At 59.2% G+C, this 16,507-nt stretch carries 17 protein-coding genes, 1 pseudogene and 1 riboswitch; of the genes and pseudogenes, 1 reads left to right on the forward strand and 17 read right to left on the reverse strand.

The window, feature by feature from the left end:
• The 4 genes from KDN35_RS14545 to KDN35_RS14560 are packed head-to-tail and all read right to left on the reverse strand — an operon-like array spanning nt 1 to nt 3,434.
• On the reverse strand, nt 1-297 hold the full coding sequence (locus KDN35_RS14545) for a ferredoxin family protein (protein ID WP_212133076.1): 297 nt from the start codon (nt 295-297) through the stop codon (nt 1-3).
• Nucleotides 297-1,592 (reverse strand): FAD-dependent oxidoreductase, encoded by a 1,296-nt coding sequence (locus KDN35_RS14550; protein WP_171566398.1) that lies wholly within the window; start codon nt 1,590-1,592, stop codon nt 297-299. Before KDN35_RS14550 ends, KDN35_RS14545 begins: the two co-directional genes overlap by 1 nt.
• A complete protein-coding gene (locus KDN35_RS14555; protein WP_171566399.1) occupies nt 1,576-2,607 on the reverse strand; it encodes an electron transfer flavoprotein subunit alpha/FixB family protein in 1,032 nt (343 codons plus the stop codon). The genes KDN35_RS14550 and KDN35_RS14555 overlap by 17 nt, the downstream gene beginning before the upstream one ends.
• Nucleotides 2,604-3,434, reverse strand: a complete 831-nt coding sequence (locus tag KDN35_RS14560) for an electron transfer flavoprotein subunit beta/FixA family protein (RefSeq protein ID WP_171566400.1) — start codon at nt 3,432-3,434, stop codon at nt 2,604-2,606. The genes KDN35_RS14555 and KDN35_RS14560 overlap by 4 nt, the downstream gene beginning before the upstream one ends.
• Before the next feature lie 320 nt (nt 3,435-3,754).
• A riboswitch (glycine riboswitch) is annotated at nt 3,755-3,871 on the forward strand.
• A gap of 162 nt (nt 3,872-4,033) precedes the next feature.
• Between KDN35_RS14560 and KDN35_RS14565 the strand changes: the two genes are divergently transcribed.
• Complete coding sequence (locus tag KDN35_RS14565) at nt 4,034-5,398, forward strand: alanine/glycine:cation symporter family protein (RefSeq protein WP_212133068.1); 1,365 nt, start codon at nt 4,034-4,036, stop codon at nt 5,396-5,398.
• A gap of 27 nt (nt 5,399-5,425) precedes the next feature.
• Here the strand turns inward: KDN35_RS14565 and KDN35_RS14570 are convergent, their stop codons facing one another.
• The 13 genes and pseudogenes from KDN35_RS14570 to KDN35_RS14630 form a co-directional block, all read right to left on the reverse strand.
• Nucleotides 5,426-5,707: an HPr family phosphocarrier protein gene (locus tag KDN35_RS14570; RefSeq protein ID WP_171566402.1), complete on the reverse strand. Its 282-nt coding sequence runs from the start codon at nt 5,705-5,707 to the stop codon at nt 5,426-5,428.
• Nucleotides 5,708-5,741: 34 nt separating this feature from the next.
• Complete coding sequence (locus KDN35_RS14575) at nt 5,742-6,470, reverse strand: KDGP aldolase (protein ID WP_171566403.1); 729 nt, start codon at nt 6,468-6,470, stop codon at nt 5,742-5,744.
• 10 nt (nt 6,471-6,480) lie between these two features.
• The gene (locus KDN35_RS14580) at nt 6,481-7,587 is read right to left on the reverse strand and encodes a DgaE family pyridoxal phosphate-dependent ammonia lyase (protein WP_212133069.1); all 1,107 of its coding nucleotides are present in this window, start codon (nt 7,585-7,587) and stop codon (nt 6,481-6,483) included.
• Between the two features lie 43 nt (nt 7,588-7,630).
• Nucleotides 7,631-8,281, reverse strand: coding sequence for a DUF4310 family protein (locus KDN35_RS14585; RefSeq protein WP_171566405.1), 651 nt, complete (start codon nt 8,279-8,281; stop codon nt 7,631-7,633).
• Nucleotides 8,281-9,069 carry a DUF4311 domain-containing protein gene (locus tag KDN35_RS14590; RefSeq protein WP_212133070.1) on the reverse strand — a complete coding sequence of 263 codons (789 nt, stop codon included), beginning with the start codon at nt 9,067-9,069 and terminating at the stop codon, nt 8,281-8,283. Before KDN35_RS14590 ends, KDN35_RS14585 begins: the two co-directional genes overlap by 1 nt.
• 21 nt (nt 9,070-9,090) lie before the next feature.
• On the reverse strand, nt 9,091-9,429 hold the full coding sequence (locus KDN35_RS14595; protein ID WP_171566407.1) for a DUF4312 family protein: 339 nt from the start codon (nt 9,427-9,429) through the stop codon (nt 9,091-9,093).
• Nucleotides 9,430-9,432: 3 nt separating this feature from the next.
• The gene (locus tag KDN35_RS14600) at nt 9,433-9,795 is read right to left on the reverse strand and encodes an SFCGS family glycine-rich protein (protein ID WP_171566408.1); all 363 of its coding nucleotides are present in this window, start codon (nt 9,793-9,795) and stop codon (nt 9,433-9,435) included.
• 20 nt (nt 9,796-9,815) lie between these two features.
• Nucleotides 9,816-10,187, reverse strand: coding sequence for a hypothetical protein (locus tag KDN35_RS14605; protein WP_171566409.1), 372 nt, complete (start codon nt 10,185-10,187; stop codon nt 9,816-9,818).
• The gene (locus KDN35_RS14610; protein WP_212133071.1) at nt 10,178-11,314 is read right to left on the reverse strand and encodes an amidohydrolase/deacetylase family metallohydrolase; all 1,137 of its coding nucleotides are present in this window, start codon (nt 11,312-11,314) and stop codon (nt 10,178-10,180) included. The genes KDN35_RS14605 and KDN35_RS14610 overlap by 10 nt, the downstream gene beginning before the upstream one ends.
• Complete coding sequence (locus tag KDN35_RS14615) at nt 11,304-13,250, reverse strand: BglG family transcription antiterminator (RefSeq protein ID WP_212133072.1); 1,947 nt, start codon at nt 13,248-13,250, stop codon at nt 11,304-11,306. Before KDN35_RS14615 ends, KDN35_RS14610 begins: the two co-directional genes overlap by 11 nt.
• Nucleotides 13,251-13,434: 184 nt before the next feature.
• Nucleotides 13,435-14,352 carry a cysteine synthase A gene (gene cysK / locus KDN35_RS14620; protein ID WP_212133073.1) on the reverse strand — a complete coding sequence of 306 codons (918 nt, stop codon included), beginning with the start codon at nt 14,350-14,352 and terminating at the stop codon, nt 13,435-13,437.
• A gap of 198 nt (nt 14,353-14,550) precedes the next feature.
• Entirely contained in the window at nt 14,551-15,615 is a 1,065-nt protein-coding gene (locus KDN35_RS14625; RefSeq protein WP_249179121.1) for a lipocalin/fatty-acid binding family protein, read from the reverse strand.
• Nucleotides 15,616-15,854: 239 nt separating this feature from the next.
• Nucleotides 15,855-16,507, reverse strand: a pseudogene (locus KDN35_RS14630) (hypothetical protein); the annotation flags it as partial.

The following is a 16,507-nucleotide window of genomic DNA, read 5'->3' on the forward strand; positions in this document are numbered from 1 at the left end:
TTACCCCAGTCTGAAAATAATCCCGTGACCGCCTTTCGGGTATTCCCACTTGATGTTTTCGTACGGACAGCCAATCCGGCAGCTTCCGCATTCGTGACATCCCTCGTACCCCACATGCATGCGCACACCTTCCCACTTGTACACTTCGGCCGGACAAAAAATCGTGCACAGCTTGTCAGGACACTTGGTGGCACAGATGTCCGCATCCAGCACGTGCAGGTGTGACTTGGTGTCTGCCTTGAAGCGGACGAGGTACTGCTTTTCCTCGATCGATTGGCCTGCGGGCAGCTCTTTCATCATTTCATCACCCTCCATGCCTGCATCAGATCGCGGGCCATCTTCCATTTCTCCCTGGCCGTGCCCAGATCACGCCAGATTTTCTTTTGCTTCTCCCACTTGGAACTGCCGTCCACGGTAAACATCTGGCTGGCCGCCCGGTTCATCATGGGAATATATCGCTCGAAATACTGGGGAGAACGTTCAAAGTGATGCGTGGCGTCCTGATACTTTTTCAGGTCCTGGCCAATGAAGCTGTCCAACAGTCTTTTGCGGTACGTATCCAGCGTCTTTTCGGAAAAGTCTCCCGCCGCTTTGGCCTCCAGGATTGCTTCCGCCGCCAGCACACCCGAGGTCATCGCCATGTTGGAGCCCTCGCGGTGGATCGCATTAACCAGTTGGGCTGCGTCCCCTACCACCAGTACGCCGTTACCGACGATCTTGGGCATGGAGCGGTAGCCGCCCTCCGGGATGAGATGGGCCAGGTACTCCTGCTGTTCGCTGCCCTGGATGTAGGGGCGGATCATCGGGTGATTCTTGACGTAGTCCAGCAGTGCATAGGGTTTGATCTTATGCTTGATCAGACCGGACAGCATTGCTCCCACGCCGATGTTGAGGCTGTCCTTGTTGGTGTACAGCCAGGCGGTGCCGAGAATGCCTTTGGTCGAGTCGCCGAAGATTTCGATCGTACAGCCCTGATCCCCTTCCAGATTAAAGCGGTCCTCGATGATCTTGCGGTCCAGCTTGAGCACTTCCATGACAGCAAGGGCCACTTCGTCAGGCCGAAACTCCTTGTGGAAGCCGAGCGACTTGGCCAAGAGCGAGTTCACCCCGTCGGCCAACACTACCACGTCAGCGAACACCTCTCCGTCCGGCCGGTCGGTGCGTACTCCCACCACCTTGCCGTCTTCCACGATGCACTCCCGCACGACCGTTTCGTTTACCAGCAGGGCCCCCTGCTGCACTGCCTTGTCGGCAAACCACTGGTCAAACTTGGCGCGCAGCACGGTGAAGTTGTTGTACGGCTCCTTCGCCCACTCCAACCCCTTGTAGCTGAATGTCAGCGCCGATTGTTCATCCAGCATCATGAAGCGCTGCTCCACGATCGGCCGCTCCACCGGCGCTTCCTTGTAAAAGCCGGGGATGATGTCCTCCATCATTTTGCGGTAGAGCACTCCACCCATGACGTTTTTGGAGCCGGGATATTCGCCCCGCTCCAGAAGCAGGACGTTGACACCGGCCTTCGCCAGCGTGTAGGCGCACGCCGTGCCCGCCGGTCCGGCCCCGACGACGATTGCATCAAACTTTTCCGCCATACTGCACCTCCTTGTCCGATTCCGCCTGAAGCGCCTCGATCAAGAGCGGGACGATTTCAAACGCGTCACCGACGAGGCCGTAGTGGCACGCCTGAAAGATCGGCGCGTCCGGGTCCTTGTTGATCGCGATGATCAATCCGGAGTTCTGCATCCCGACCAGGTGCTGAATCGCTCCGGAAATGCCAATGGCAAAGTAGATTTTCGGCGTCACCGTCACCCCGGTCTGCCCCACCTGATGCTGGTGGTCGATCCATCCCGCCTCGACGGCATCCCGGCTGGCCCCGACCGTCGCGCCGATTGCCTCGGCGAAGCGGTGGATCAGTTGGAAGCCCTCCTTGCTGCCCATCCCCTTGCCGCCGGCGACGATGATGTCCGCCTCGTCCAGCCGCACTCTCCTGCTGGTTTCGCGGACGATCTTCAGCACTTTGGTGCGGATCTCTTCCTCTCGCAGGGGAATCCGCTCCTCCACAATCTGGCCTGTACGATTGGGATCGGGCGGCAGTGCCTTCATCACCTTGGGCCGGACGGTGGCCATCTGCGGCCGATGCTTTTTGCACAGGATAGTCGCCATGATGTTGCCGCCGAACGCCGGACGGCTGGCTTCCAGCAGGCCCGTTTCTTGATCCACGTCAAGCATCGTGGTATCGGCGGTCAGCCCCGTCTCCAGATCGGTCGCCACGGCGCTGGCCAAATCCTTGCCGGTCGACGTGGCTCCGTAGAGCAGGATTTCCGGTTTGTGCTTCTGCACGCATGCGATCACGGCACGCATGTAGGACTCGGTCCGGTAGTAGTGAAAAATCGGGTCATCGTAGAGATAGACGACGTCCGCTCCGTACTGGAAGGCGACCGTCGCCAGTTCACGCACCTGGTCGCCGATCAGCAAGCCGGAAAGAGGCACACCCCGCTTGTCAGCCAGCTTTCGCCCCGCCCCCAGCAGCTCCAGCGACACCGGGGCGATCCGGCCGTCCTGCTGTTCCAAAAACACCCAGACCCCGCGGTACTCCTCCAGGTTCATGCCCGTCCCTCCTTTGCGCGAAACAAATCCTTCTTCTCCGCCAGGATTTCCATCAGCCGGTTCACCTGCACGCGCGGGCTGCCCTGCAGCTTTTCGCCCCCCTTGGGTTTCTCCGGCGGCCACACCTTGGCGACGATCGTGGGTGAACCTTTCAGCCCCAGCAGGCTCCGATCCACGTCCTCCAGGTCGTTGACGGACCAGATGACGGGCTGGTAGCGGGCGGCGCGCAGCATGTTGGGAAGCGGAGAGTACGGCACCTCGTTGATCTCCTTTTCCACGGAGAACAGACAAGGCAGCGTGGACTGGACCACTTCGTACCCGTCCTCCAGTTTGCGGTGGACGATGGCGTATCCCTTCTCCTTGTTGATCTCCACCACCTTTTTCACATTGGTCAGCGGCGGTATGTCGAGCCGTCTGGCGATGCCCGGCCCCACCTGCCCGGTGTCGCCGTCGATCGTCATCTTGCCGCAGATGATCAGATCGATCGGCTTCTGCTTGGCGATTTTCTCCAGCGCCTTGGTCAGCGCATAGCTGGTGGCCAGCGTGTCCGCCCCGGCGAATGCCCGGTCGGTAATCATGTAGCCCTCGTCCGCACCGATCTCGATGCACTTGCGGATCGCCTTGACGGCCGGCGGCGGTCCCATTGTCAGCACGGAGACAGTGCCGCCGTAGCGCTGCTTCAGCCGGACCGCCTCTTCCACGGCGTGGGCGTCATACGGGTTGAGAATGGCTGGAGCGCTGGATCGGTCCATCGTGTTCGTCTTCGGGTTCATCTTGATAACCTTCGTGTCCGGCACCTGTTTGATACAGGCGACGATATGCAGCATGCACAAATCCCTCCTCGCTGCCAGCTGCGGTCTTCAGCGAAGTCCCGCACGGGTTGTCTCTTTTTTAGGCGCATCTTGGGCAGCGTGTTGTTCATTGTTATAACGTATTGCGGGGAGCTGTCACTTAGACCTGGAATATGGGACACGTTCGAAACATTTCACAAGATTGACAGAAGTTTAATTTAGCTATATATTTTTTCTGTCAAATTGCATACGAGATCGGATGAACCATTCAGGAAAAGATCGGAAACGATCTACCGACGGGGCAAGGGAGCACATCCCGAAACTCTCAGGTCTTGGCAACAAGTGAAACTGAATGGGGACGAACCTCTGGAGAGACCCCCCTACCCGCATCGGCGAGGGGCACGGGCACCGAAGGAGCAAATTCGCGCAGCAATGCGAATGAATCTCTCAGGTAAAAGGACAGAGCGAACGACAGCTGCAAAACGACCGGAATGGCGCAAGGGGCTTATTGCTCCCCTGATTCCCCATGAACGGGCCGTTTTGCGTGTCCATGCCCGCTCCAGAAACATTTCATCCGCGATGAAATGTTTTTTCTTTTGTACGCAGATTTGTACGACAAACAAGGAGGAAACGACATGGACAAGCTGCTGCATTGGCTGGATGTAATCAACGGTTACGTATGGGGACTGCCCACGCTGGTGCTGCTGGTGGGCACGGGCGTAATGCTGACAGTGAGGTTGAGAGGATTGCAGTTCCGCAAACTGTGGTATGCCTTGAGGCTGGCCTTTGGCCGGCAGGAGAGCGGCTCGCCTGGGGATATCAACCACTTTCAGGCGCTGATGACAGCGCTGGCCGCCACCATCGGGATGGGCAACATCGCAGGTGTCGCCACTGCCGTCGCCACGGGTGGTCCCGGCGCCATCTTCTGGATGTGGGTTACTGCCCTGTTCGGCATGGCCACCAAGTATGCCGAAGCCATTTTGGCGGTCACCTACCGGATTCGCGAAGCGGACGGCCGCTATTCCGGCGGCCCGATGTACTACCTCGAACGGGGATTGAAGCAAAAATGGCTGGCTGTGCTCTTTGCCTTGTTTGGCACGCTGGCTTCGTTTGGGATCGGCAACATGGTGCAGGCCCACTCGGTGGCGGACGCGCTGCATTTGAACTTCGCCGTTCCCCCGCTCGCGTCCGGCGTGGCTCTGGCGCTGTTCACCGCGTTCGTGGTGCTGGGCGGCGTGCGCAAGATCGGCCAGGTGACCAGTGTTCTCGTGCCGTTCATGGCCCTGTTTTACATCGCCGCTGGCATTTGCGTCGTCCTGTTCCACCTGGACCGGGTGCCGCAGGCGGTATCCATCATTCTCGAAGGGGCCTTCAACGGGACGGCGGCCACGGGCGGCTTTTTGGGGGCCACGGTGGCGATGGCGATTCAAAAAGGAGTGGCCCGCGGCGTCTTTTCCAATGAGGCGGGGCTGGGCAGCGCTCCGATCGCGGCCGCTGCCGCCAAGACCGACACGCCGGCCAAGCAGGCGCTGGTCTCGATGACAGGCACCTTTCTCGACACCATCATCGTCTGTACGATTACCGGACTAGCCCTGGTGACGACTGGCGCATGGGAAACGGGCAAATCAGGAGTGGAGGCGACGACCTACGCATTCCAGACCGTATTTGGCCCGGCCGGCAGCTACGTGCTGGCTGTCGCCGTCATCCTGTTTGCCTACTCCACCATTCTCGGCTGGGCCTACTACGGCGAAAAGTGCTTCGAATACCTGGCGGGCAAGGATTCCGGCCGTTACTTCCGCCTCGTCTTTGTGGCGATGGTGAGCGTCGGTGCAACGCTGAAGCTGGACCTCGTCTGGACGCTGTCTGACATTATGAACGGGCTGATGGCTGTGCCCAATTTGATCGGCCTGATCGGTCTCTCCGGCGTCGTCGTGGCGGAAACGAGGCGCTTTTGGGAACAGGAAGCAGCCTGCACCGCGAAACGAAAGCTGGCTGGCTGACACGCTTTGCCTGTTACCTGATCTCGTTTACGAATGAGCGCCTGGCTGCTGCTCGACCGCCATCGTCAGCAGCTTTTCCAACGCCTCCAGCGCCCGCTGCTCGTCAGGCCCGTCAGCGGTCAGGGTCACCTGCTCACCCTGGGCAACGGTCAGCGACATGATGCTGATGATGCTTTTTCCGTTTGCCGTCTTCCCGCCTTTGCGCAGACCGATGTCACTGGCAAAAACGGAAGCCGTTTGCACAAATGCGGACGCCGGACGGGCATGCAGCCCTTGGGGAAGGGTGACAATCACTTGTTTTTCCAACATGAAACATTCCACTCCCAATCTCTCTTTGCAAGTGTTACACCTGCGGCAGGGCGGCGATCAGTTCTTTCACCTGGTCCGTCCTGGTCAGCCCGGTCGCCTTGTCGACGATGGAGGTATAGATGTGCGGAATCACGTGTTGGACCCCCTCCTCCAGGCAGGTTTCCACCACACGCCGGATGGAGGATGCGTCGATGCCTCCGGTCGGTTCGAATACGGACAGACCGCAGCGCACTGCCGCGCGAGCCATCGCCCGCAGTTCGTCGAGGCGTTGGCATCCGTTCACCGGGTAAAATTTGACTGAATGCACGCCGATCTCCGCCAGCATCGCCGCAGCCGCCTCGCAGGAGACGGTCTCCTGCCAGGTCCCACTTACGGGGCCGGTCGATATGATGACCCGGCCCGGTGTGCCACTGGGGGCGATCAGCGCGTTGACAATTGTATCGCTGCTCCCTGCCTGCTGCAGGCAGCCCAGTGTGTAGCCGGCGGCGGGAAACACCTGGTTGACATGGGCCGGTTTTGTCCGTGCGGCCACCTCAGCCACCTTGTTCCACTGGGTCGGGTCGCCGGCCCCCAAACCCACGGAAACGGGCACGCCGGCGCGCTGGAACGACTCTACGGCGGCAGCGGCGGCATCAACGTCAGGGTACGCTTTTACCATCACGCCGATAAGCACCCGGCCCTCGGCTGCTTCCAAAATCTCCCTAGCGTTTTCCACGTGTTTGGCAAGAACATTGAGTCGGATGGTTGGCTTGTTCGTTGACATGGGTGCTCCCTCACTTTCTGTTGCTCCAAATCTCCCGGAGGCGGGCTGCAATGATCACTTCCTGTCCGGGGCGCAGCGGTCTCGGGTCAAAGGCAATCACGCCCGTGTTGGCGTAGTGATTGCGGGTGAAAATGGCCGGGTCGCCCGCTTCCAGGAGGCGAATCAGCTCATGGGCTGTCATCCCTGCCGTCCGCTCGTCCACTTTTACCTGCGCACGGTAGATGGCGCGCCCCGCTTCGTCCTGCACCACGGCGGCATGGAGTCCCGGCAGTTCGTTGATTGCCGCGACGAGCCGTTCGACCAGCTGAAGCTGCTCTCCGGCGTCCTTGCTGGCCAATTCGTACCGCTCAAGAGCTGCCAGCAGGCCAACGATCGCCTCCTTACCTACCTTCATCGCCCGGCCGATGCCTTTGTACTGGGCGCGGCAGGCTTCCATCAGTTCGGCTTTGCCGCAGACAAACCCGGAGGTGGGCCCACCGATTGCCTTTCCGCCGCTGTAAATGACCGCATCCGCTCCCTTGGCGATGTACAGCCGGAGGTCTTCCTCCGCGGCGGCGTCCACGATAACGGGAAGTCCGTACTCCCTGCCAAGGGCGATCATCGTCTCCAGCGGCTGCATCCCTTTCTGCACGGCGTGGTGGGACTTGACGTACAGCAGCGCCCCCGTGCGTTCGCCGATCGCTTCGCGCAGGTGCGCTTCCTCCACGTGGTTGGCGTGACCCGCTTCCACCACCTTCCCGCCGCCGAGGGCAATCATCTGCCGTACCGATGCCCCGAAGTGGACGGCATGCCCTTTTTGAATCACGATCTCGTTGCGCAGCCCCTCCGAGTCCGGCAGCTGTTCGATCAGACGCAAATTGCGGCCGGCGATGACGGCGGCGACGGCAATGGCGATGCCCGCAGCCGCACCGGATGTCGGACACCCGTCTTCTGCTCCCGTCACATCGGCGATTTTTTTGCCGGCCGCTTTCAACAGCTCGGCGATCTCCGCGTAGTCCATGGCTGCCTCGCCCATCGCCTGGGCGACAGCGGGATGGACGGCGCTGGCTCCGAGCGCCGTCATTTTGCCGCTGGCGTTGATTACCTGTCTAAGACCGTATGATTGGTAGATGCCCATTTGGTTGCAGCATCCTCCTTCCCGGTGTGTTGGGCCAAAGGCGTCACTGCGGCGGGATGGGGAACATCGCTCCCAAAATCATCGCGCCGATGATCGCCCCGCCGGCAATCGGTTTTTTGAAGTAGTAGAAAACGGCTGCCCCGATGGTGGCACCGATGCCAACCGGTATGGACGCCATGATCGCAGAAATGACGATCAGCGGACCGAGATAGCGTCCGGCTGCGTTGCCCGCTCCCATCATCACGTCAGCGCCAAACGTGGACTTGGCCGCGTTGATCGTAAACGTGCGGATCAGGACGATCACCGCGCCGATGATCAGTCCCAGCAGCGCTCCCGTTACCAGTGCCAGCGGGAACGAAAGCAGCGGGGCCGTCATGCCCGCGCTGAGCATCAGCGCCGGAACGCCGATGCCAATGCCCGTCTGCAGCGAACCGCCGATGTCCAAGATGCCGACCAGCGGCCCTTCCAGGACGCGGGCAAACAGGAAGCTGGCGCCAAACGCAGCTGCCGCTCCATACCCGCCGCCTTTTATCCCAGCTTCCAGCATGGCGACGATGGCGATGTCGTTGAAAGCTCCAACGTGATACACATAATACAGATGAGTCCCGGCAAAAATCCCGGAAGACAGGCACGCGACGAAGAGCGGAAACGCCCACTCGGAATACCAGAAACCTTTTGTCTGACCTTCATTCATCACTTGTTCACCACCGATCCAAACATCTCATGCAGATCAATCAGCCACTGCGGAACGTCCACCTGGATGCTCTTTAACAGCGCCACGTCAAATGCGCGGAAGAACCCGCTCAGGATAAACAGCAGCACCACGGCCGTCACCAGGGTTTTGGTAATCCGGTTCCATCCGCTGTCGTCCAAGCCTTTGCCGATCAGGATGCCGAGCACAATGCCCGGTACGGCGTTGCCCATGACCAGGTGGGAAAACCCGCCGAGAACGGTGCCCCAGACGCCGGTTCGTTTTCCCGCATCCATCGCAGCCATCCAGAAGACGATCGGCATGATTGGATTGATCAGCCAGTTGGCGGCCGGAACCAGGACTTTCGTCGCCACCAGCTGCATCGACTGGGGAATGGCCGTCGCTGTCGAATTGAGCAGCGTCACGACGACTGCACCGACGACTGCCCCGACGATCGCCATTTTTTTCGGGTCGTGCAAAGTCTCCTCCACGTTTTTGTTTTTCCACAGCAGAAGGGCTGCCGTCCAGTTGGGCAAAATCCGGTGGTCCACATCCTGGGTCAGCGCGCCGGCCCCGACCACGGACGCCCAGGAATTGAAGAAGAAGCCCAATCCGAACGAAAAGTGGGAGATCGGGTCACCGGCGCAGGCGTTCAGTTCACCAAAAGTGCGAAACGCCCCCATTCCCTGCACGTTCGGTGCGTGAAACATCCGGGCCGCCCCCGCTCCCACGCCGAAGCCGACCAGTGCGCCGATTACCATCGATTTCAACGCAATCATCCATGTCACCATGAACGTTCCCCCTATTTCTTTCTATCGCTGGCCGAGCAGCTGCTTCACGCCGGTCGGCTGCTCGCTTTGCTGCCGGAACGGAATCTCCTGCAGCCGAACAAGTCCCAGCCGGACGCTTACGTCTGCGGTAATCTCGTATCGCGTGCGGGTGCGCGGAAAAAAGAGGCCAAACAGCCGCTCCCGGTATGACGTCTCCGTCGCGGACACCACCTCGACCGCGAGCGGTTCAATCCGCACCACCAGATCGGACGTCTCCCGCGCGATCGCGTGCTTGATCTGGGCGAAAATCCTGTTGAACGCCCCTTCTTTGGTCTCCGCGCTCCCCGTCAGTCTCAGCGTGCGAGTCACTTCCGTGTACATAGGCTACCTCCCCGCCAGTTTGATGAATGCTTCGGTCAACCGTTTGCCCAGCTCTTCCGTGTCCATAAACCCGAATCCGATCACCTTGCTGCCGTTTTGAAGCGCGGTAATGCCCGCTTCCACAGACCTGAGACCGTATTCGACCGGGTAGCCGTACTTCGTCTTCGCGGTCAGCGCCCCTGCGCCTCCGCTGCCGCAAAACGACAGGCCGAAATCAGCGTTTTCCCGGTACATCACGTCCCCCACTTTCATGTCCGCGCCGACGCCGGGTATCAGGATCGCCAAGCCCCCCGCCGCTTCCACGCCTTTTGCCACATTGTGGCCCTTGCCCAACCGGTCGCCAATCACCACTTTTACCTTTGCCATTCGCATACCCTCCTCCATTGCTACGGTTGTTCCTGCTGCAGCGCCCGTGCCGCTTCAAAATGGACGGCCATTAAAAACACTTCCGCATCCCCGGCTTCCCGTGCTGATCCGGCGGCGGCGAGCACGCGTCCGGCGAGATGCAGCATCTCGGGCGGGATCTCCGCATACAGCTCCTTCTCCACGGGCGGAAGCGTCTCTCCGCTTCGCATCCGCCGCAAAAATCCCAGCATGTGCACGCCCATCGCCAGCCATCTGTCACGGGAGACTGTTAATCCCAAACGGGTCGTCTCGTCAAGAGCTGCTGCCATCAGGTTATTTAATTCAGAAATTTCAGATAAGTTAGCTTCCAACTGTTCCGCCACTTCCTGCACTATTGCCTTGATCATCTGCATGTCAGTACCTTTCCTGCTTTAATCGTCAGCCTTGCTGTAACCGACTCCTCCGCCGTGAGCTGCTCTCGTTCCGAGTCTGTCAGTACGACGGGGACGTTTGTCAGCTCCAGCACACTCAGATCGGCCACTGCACCCGGCCGCAGCGTCCCGATTTCATCCGTCATTCGCAAAACGGCGGCAGGCGCTGCCGTACAAGCGGCGATCACCTCCTCCAGCGAATAGCCGAGCGCCACAAACTTCGTCATCGTGGTCGTCAGGCTGTGTACCGGTCCCGCCGCGTTCTGCCGGTAAATGTCGGTGCTGATCGTATGCGGCGCCAGGCCGAGCGCCCGCGCCTGCCGCATGGTGCGGAAGCTGAAACTGGACGTGCCGTGCCCCACGTCAAACAGCACGCCGCGCGCCAGTGCCTTTTCCGCTTCCGGAATCAGCCGGCCCCGTTCGTCCAGGATGCCGCCCGCTTTTCCGTGAAACGCGTGGGTCACCACGTCGCCGGCATCCAGCACGCGCAAAATCTCCGACAGTGCCGGCGGTGCGTTTCCGATGTGCACCATAAGCGGACAGCCCGCTTCCCGGGCCGCTTCCTTAGCGACGAGCAGCGGCTTGATGCCGTTTTCCCTGACGACCGACGCACTCATTCTCGCCTTGATACCGCGGATCAGCGGCTGCTCCCGGATGAGCGCCACCGCTTCCCGCGGCGTGAGCCGGTCCATGTCCGCCAGCTCGGACAGCCCGCCGCACAATCCTTCGCCGGCAATGTTGAGAAACGCAAGCACGCGGGTCCCGGCCGGTTTGACAGCTTCGTCCAGGAAGGTTGCGAACGTGCGGGCTCCGGCGCTGCCCGCGTCCACCAGCGTGGTAACGCTCTGTTCGATCCCTACGCGGTCGGCCTCGATGCCGAGCGGCGTCCGCCCCGGAAATACATGGGCATGCAGGTCGATCAGTCCTGGCGTCACGATGGTCCCCGAGGCATCCAGCGTCTTCCTGGCGCCGCCCAATTGCGCCGGCAGCCGTCCCGGCTCCGCCAGCGCCGCGATCCTCCCGCCGCTGATGGCAATGTCATACCGTCCGTTGATCGACTGGGAGGGATCGATCACCCGCCCGCCCTGGATGAGCAAATCAATTGTCACTATCTGTCACCCCTTTCCCTGAAAAATATCGCATGATTGCCGTTATCTCGCTCTCCGGCACCGCAAGCCCGGCGTTTTCCACGAGCGTTTTCAGCGTTTTGCGCCATGCGGCATAGTCTTCTCCCTCCGGCTCCCCTTCCGTCTGCCACTCCACGTAGGAGGAGCCAAACGTCAAGCGGTTGACCATTAGCATGATGTGGAGCATCAGACCGCTTGCCGCCTGTTCGGTCAAGTGTTCGCGAAACGCCGCGGTAATCGCTTGGCTCAGCTCGAATCCCTTGTAGATCACGTCCTGCGACAGCCGCTCCACCACCGGCAGGTCACGCTCGTGAAGGTCGGCGCAGAGATCGCTTCGCCGCGGCCCTCCGCCACTTCCGGACGCAGCCGAATCGGCCGACGGTTGTGCGGAGATCGTTTGCAGACAGTCGTGAATTTTTTCGAGATCGTGCCGGGTGGGCAGAGCGTTGACGACGACAACCGGCACGTCCGCCTTGACCGGCAGAACGCTGACGATCAGGTCCACTTTGCGGCTGGCCAGGTATTTCTCCACCTCCAGACTGCCGCACAGGCCGACGACGCGCAGCCCTTTCAGTTCCGCCTCCAACTGGGTTTTCAGGAACCGGGCCGTGCCCCGTCCAGTACCGCACACGACCAGCACATTCACCTTTTTCTGCTCCATCCAGCGGTCCCAGGCGGCCTGAAAGTGCAGCACGATATAAGCGATGTCCGCGTCGAGCAGACAGATGCCGCTCGGCCAGAGCACGTCCTGGCATGCCCGCTTGACCGCGGCGAACATCCGCGGATACGAGCGGCAGATTTCGCTGGTTAGGGGATTGGGGTACAGCACCCCCTGCAGGTAGCGCATGATCCTGTCAGTCAGGTGGGCAAACAGGTGCTCGTGCAGCTCGGGATCGTCGTCAAACGGCACCTGCATCGCCTGGCTGACCGCTTCCGTCAGCCGGATGGTGACGTCGTAGATGTCGGGAGCCGGGCTGCTGCCGTGCACAGCCGTCAAGGGGTAATCCACCCCCAGCAGGGGGAGGCAGCCGTACGCCAGCTCGTCGGGTGTGACCATCAGTCGCAAGGCAGCAAACAGCCGGTTGGCCGTCTGCGCGAACAAGGGGTAGCCGCTCCATCCTTGCGCGGTTTGAATGGTTGTTTCATCGGCAGTCAGGACTTTCCCCTTTTGTACCCTGTGCACGAGTATGCACAGCCGGATGTGCAGGCTGATCAGCGTCCGGTCCGTCACGGCAAACGACAACTGCGCCATCAGCTCCCGCACCGCCTGATCGATCAGGCGAATCTCCTCTTCGCCGAGCAGCCGCTGTTCCACGAGGGGGCCTGCTTCATCGGCAGCAGCAGCGATGTCCGCCGCGCCTCCCTGTACCCGCTGCACCAGCCGGAACATCTCGTCGCCTTCCAGGAGATCGTGCAGGAGACACTCCAGGGCAAAGCGCACCGACCGCTCTTCTCCGAATATTCTGACTCCATAGCGCGGCCTGCTGATCAACTCCAGCCCCCACCCTGCGAGAAAGCTCTCCGCTTCTCTGAGGTCGGATATCACCGTATTGCGGCTGACCGCCATCCGGTCCGCCAGATCGTTCAGCCGCACGTACCCGTCGGCGAGCAGCAGCATGAGCGCCAGGTGCTTGGCCCGTTCCTTCTGATGCAGGACCCAATCGCTCCGACCCCATCCCTCCAGGTGCCGGCGCAGGCGGGCCCGCTTTTCCTCGTTTTCGCTGATCCAGATGCCCTTGTTCGGCTGGGAGTGCAGGGTGACGTGGCGCTCCTTCAACCACGTGCGGATCGCTTCCAGATCGTACTTGATCGTCCGCTCGCTGACGCGAAAATCGCGCGCCGCTTCCCGGATTTTCATCGGCCGTGTGCTGTCCAGCAGCACTTTCAGGAGCGCGCGGGAACGCGAGGTCAACTGCACCTTACCTCCCCCTTCCCGTCGAATCTTGTCAGCGTTGGTTGAGTCTCATTATAAGTAACCGTTTTCTTGGGGTAAAGCACGATTCTTTTCCCCATCAGATCGTGCAACTTTTGCAAGATTCCGTCGAAACTCTCTAACATGTTAATGAGCCGTCCCCTACAGGACGGCCTCATTAACATGCCCCTTATTCAAAAAAGTTCATGCTCAGATACCGTTCGCCCGTATCCGGCGCGATGCAGACGACCCTCTTGCCTGCTCCAAGCCGTTTGGCAATCGTGATGGCGGCGTACACCGATGCTCCCGACGACGGGCCTACCAAAATCCCCTCCAGCGCGGCGAGCTTGCGCATGCAGTCCAGCGCGTCCTCGTCTGCAATCTGGATGATCTCATTGTAGATGTCCGTATTCAAAATGCGCGGGATGAAGCCCGGACTGGTCCCCACCAGCTTGTGCGGTCCAGGCTTGCCGCCGGACAGGACGGGGGAGCCTTTTGGCTCGACGACAGCGATGTACAGCTCCGGCAGCTGCTCGCGCAAGGCTTCGCCCGTCCCCGTGATCGTTCCGCCTGTGCCCGCGGTTGCGACAAAGGCATCGAGCTGTCCGTTCGTCTGCTCTAAAATTTCGCGGGCAGTCGTGACCCGGTGGATATCGGGGTTCGCCTTGTTTTCAAACTGCTGCGGGATGAAGCTGCCCGGAATCTCCTTTTGCAGCTCCAGCGCCTTGGTGATCGCCCCCGGCATGCGCTGCTCGCTCGGCGTCAGCACCACCTCGGCGCCATACGCCTTCAACAGGTTGATCCGCTCCTTGGACATGTTGTCCGGCATGACCAGTATCGCCCGGTATCCTTTGGCCGCAGCGTTCATCGCCAGGCCGATCCCCGTGTTGCCGCTGGTCGGCTCGATGATCGTGTCCCCCGGCCGAATCAGTCCTTCCGCCTCCGCGGCCGCGATCATATTGTACGCCGCGCGGTCCTTGACGCTTCCGGACGGGTTAAATTTTTCCAGCTTCACCCAAACCTCTGCCGCTCCTTCCGGGACGATCCGGTTCAGGCGAACGAGAGGCGTATTTCCGATCAGCTCTGTAATACTTTCATAGACTCTCATAAAAAACCTCCCGATCAAGCTACAAAGGCGAATGTATACGTTTAAGGATAATACAACAAAACCGATCTGAAAATAACAAAATCACAGTTTGCTTTTTACCGGATTATCGTCTGGTTGACTCTAGTTTGCAAAAAAGCCCAGCCTTCCGCTGCATCGAGCCGTCGGAAAGCTGAGCTTTTTTCCATTCGACTATCTGTACTAGAAGCCGTACTTGGCCCTCGTCTGTTCGAGCACGGCTGCCGCCTGCCGGTAGAGCTTGTCTGCGGAGGCTTTGACGCCAGCCTGCTCATTTCCCAGTGCACTGAGCCGCTCATTTGCCTGCGCGATCGCATCGGAGCCTGCCTTGACCGCTTCCGTCAACGCTTTCTCCCGCTTCTCTATATCTGTCACGCTCGCCTTGATTTCCTCCCACACCGCCTGCGCGTCTTTCATATCCGTCTCCAGCACGGCAATTATGTCTTGCATGCGCTTTTTCTTTTGCTCGATCGTGCCGTCCATGGCATTGATCCCGTCGACCAGCACCTTCATGTTGTTAAGCGTCCCGGCCATCACGTCGTAGTCCGTTTTGCTCAGACCAGGCTGTTTCGCATATGCAGTCAGCTCGTCCAAAAGTCCTTGCAGCTCGACGACCTGATCTTTGGAAAACTGCAGCTCCTCTGCGAACTGGATCTCCTGCAAATATTGGGCGCTCTCCAGCATATCGGCCGTAAGCCTCTCCGTCCGCTCGACCTTTTTGGCGAACTCGACGCGCGCTGCTTCCTTGGCCCGCTGCTCCTCCACTTCTTTTTTCTTCTGTGCAGCTTCCTGCTCGACGTTCTTCGTCCACGCCGCCAGCTTGTCGTCGTACGCCTGCTTGTTGCTGGCCGCGAGCAAGATTTCTGCCGGCTCGCCTTGCGCAAGCGGCCCCTGGAACAGCAGTCCGTCTCTTCTCAGCTTGGCCTGGAGTTTTTGGCTCGTCGTCTTTTCTTGAAGCGTAAGCGTATTGTTTTCCATCGTGCCCGTCCAGACGCTTGTCTCGGTCTGCAAGCGCGGAATCGTATCCTCGACGAGCAGCTTGGTCAAGGTTACTTCAACATTGACCTGGTCATTTTCTGCTGTTGCCTTCGCGTACACCATCCGGCTGTTGTCTTCGTACATGTATCCTTCGGCCAGTGCAATAGGCCCCAGCAACCGATAGCTCCAAAAGCCCAACACAATGACAGCCAGCAGTGCGATTCCAAGGTATAGACGTTTGTTTTTCCCCTGCATGTTGCGACCCCTCATCCGTTTTCTGTTTCTTTTGACCTGCTTTTTTCCAAAACACGCCATAACTTCATCATACATGAACTGCAATCCAAAACCATATGAGTCGAAAGGCCAATTCCTGTGCAGTATGGCGGGGTCGTATTCTTACTTTTTTGCAGAGGGGGGATCAATTGTCAACATACTTCTCCTCATTTCCCTGCCATTTACAATGCAAAAGGCTGTTCCCCTGCCATTTTTCACGGGACAGCCCCTTTCATTCAGCTCTTTTTCTCAATATCACTCCGATAGATCAGATAGCAATCGCTAGGTTCATCGCTAATTTCTTCGTGCGCAAAAACAATCGTCCAGTCCAGCGTAGAGTCAAACAGGTACATATCAAAAGTGAAGCGCGTGTACGATTTCATCAATTTTTCGGCATCCATCGTAAACACTTTGCCGGATGCAAACTCTCTCCCTAACGGGCTTGTTGCATCCCAGAAAAACAGCAGCTCTTGTTTGCTCTTCAAATAATTGGTCGCGTCTTCCAGGCTCATCCCCTGCATGTTGTCAAGAGCCACTTCACTCAGAAACTCCCAAAGGTATCCACTGTGCCAAGGTAATCCAGTGTGTATTGCTTCATATCTTTTATAGAGAAACCTGCGAATTTGGTCGCTGTCCACATCGAAATATGTTTCGATGTACTGTTTGCGAAGCTGTTTGGCCCTCGCTTCGGGCAAGACGGGGATCTGCCGCACATTCACGACATCTGGCGAGTATTCGACTAAATTATAAGTGTACGAATGATACTTGCCGCCTGCTCCCAATACAAACTTTCGATACTCGCTGCAATCGTCCTCATTACCGAGTATGTAATTCGTCATCGAAAACATATCGTGGACATAGATGTCTTGATAATCAGGCACTTTGGCAT

Origin of the sequence: Brevibacillus sp. NL20B1, assembly GCF_018195675.1 — a bacterium.
Lineage (GTDB): Bacteria > Bacillota > Bacilli > Brevibacillales > Brevibacillaceae > Brevibacillus > Brevibacillus aydinogluensis.

What these genes read in the sequence shown, in the direction of transcription:
- KDN35_RS14545 (WP_212133076.1), bottom strand. Translation starts at nt 297, where the DNA reads ATGAAAGAGCTGCCCGCAGGCCAATCGATCGAGGAAAAGCAGTACCTC.
- KDN35_RS14550 (WP_171566398.1), bottom strand. Translation starts at nt 1,592, where the DNA reads ATGGCGGAAAAGTTTGATGCAATCGTCGTCGGGGCCGGACCGGCGGGC.
- KDN35_RS14555 (WP_171566399.1), bottom strand. Translation starts at nt 2,607, where the DNA reads ATGAACCTGGAGGAGTACCGCGGGGTCTGGGTGTTTTTGGAACAGCAG.
- KDN35_RS14560 (WP_171566400.1), bottom strand. Translation starts at nt 3,434, where the DNA reads ATGCTGCATATCGTCGCCTGTATCAAACAGGTGCCGGACACGAAGGTT.
- KDN35_RS14565 (WP_212133068.1), top strand. Translation starts at nt 4,034, where the DNA reads ATGGACAAGCTGCTGCATTGGCTGGATGTAATCAACGGTTACGTATGG.
- KDN35_RS14570 (WP_171566402.1), bottom strand. Translation starts at nt 5,707, where the DNA reads ATGTTGGAAAAACAAGTGATTGTCACCCTTCCCCAAGGGCTGCATGCC.
- KDN35_RS14575 (WP_171566403.1), bottom strand. Translation starts at nt 6,470, where the DNA reads ATGTCAACGAACAAGCCAACCATCCGACTCAATGTTCTTGCCAAACAC.
- KDN35_RS14580 (WP_212133069.1), bottom strand. Translation starts at nt 7,587, where the DNA reads ATGGGCATCTACCAATCATACGGTCTTAGACAGGTAATCAACGCCAGC.
- KDN35_RS14585 (WP_171566405.1), bottom strand. Translation starts at nt 8,281, where the DNA reads ATGAATGAAGGTCAGACAAAAGGTTTCTGGTATTCCGAGTGGGCGTTT.
- KDN35_RS14590 (WP_212133070.1), bottom strand. Translation starts at nt 9,069, where the DNA reads ATGGTGACATGGATGATTGCGTTGAAATCGATGGTAATCGGCGCACTG.
- KDN35_RS14595 (WP_171566407.1), bottom strand. Translation starts at nt 9,429, where the DNA reads ATGTACACGGAAGTGACTCGCACGCTGAGACTGACGGGGAGCGCGGAG.
- KDN35_RS14600 (WP_171566408.1), bottom strand. Translation starts at nt 9,795, where the DNA reads ATGGCAAAGGTAAAAGTGGTGATTGGCGACCGGTTGGGCAAGGGCCAC.
- KDN35_RS14605 (WP_171566409.1), bottom strand. Translation starts at nt 10,187, where the DNA reads ATGCAGATGATCAAGGCAATAGTGCAGGAAGTGGCGGAACAGTTGGAA.
- cysK (WP_212133073.1), bottom strand. Translation starts at nt 14,352, where the DNA reads ATGAGAGTCTATGAAAGTATTACAGAGCTGATCGGAAATACGCCTCTC.
- KDN35_RS14625 (WP_249179121.1), bottom strand. Translation starts at nt 15,615, where the DNA reads ATGAGGGGTCGCAACATGCAGGGGAAAAACAAACGTCTATACCTTGGA.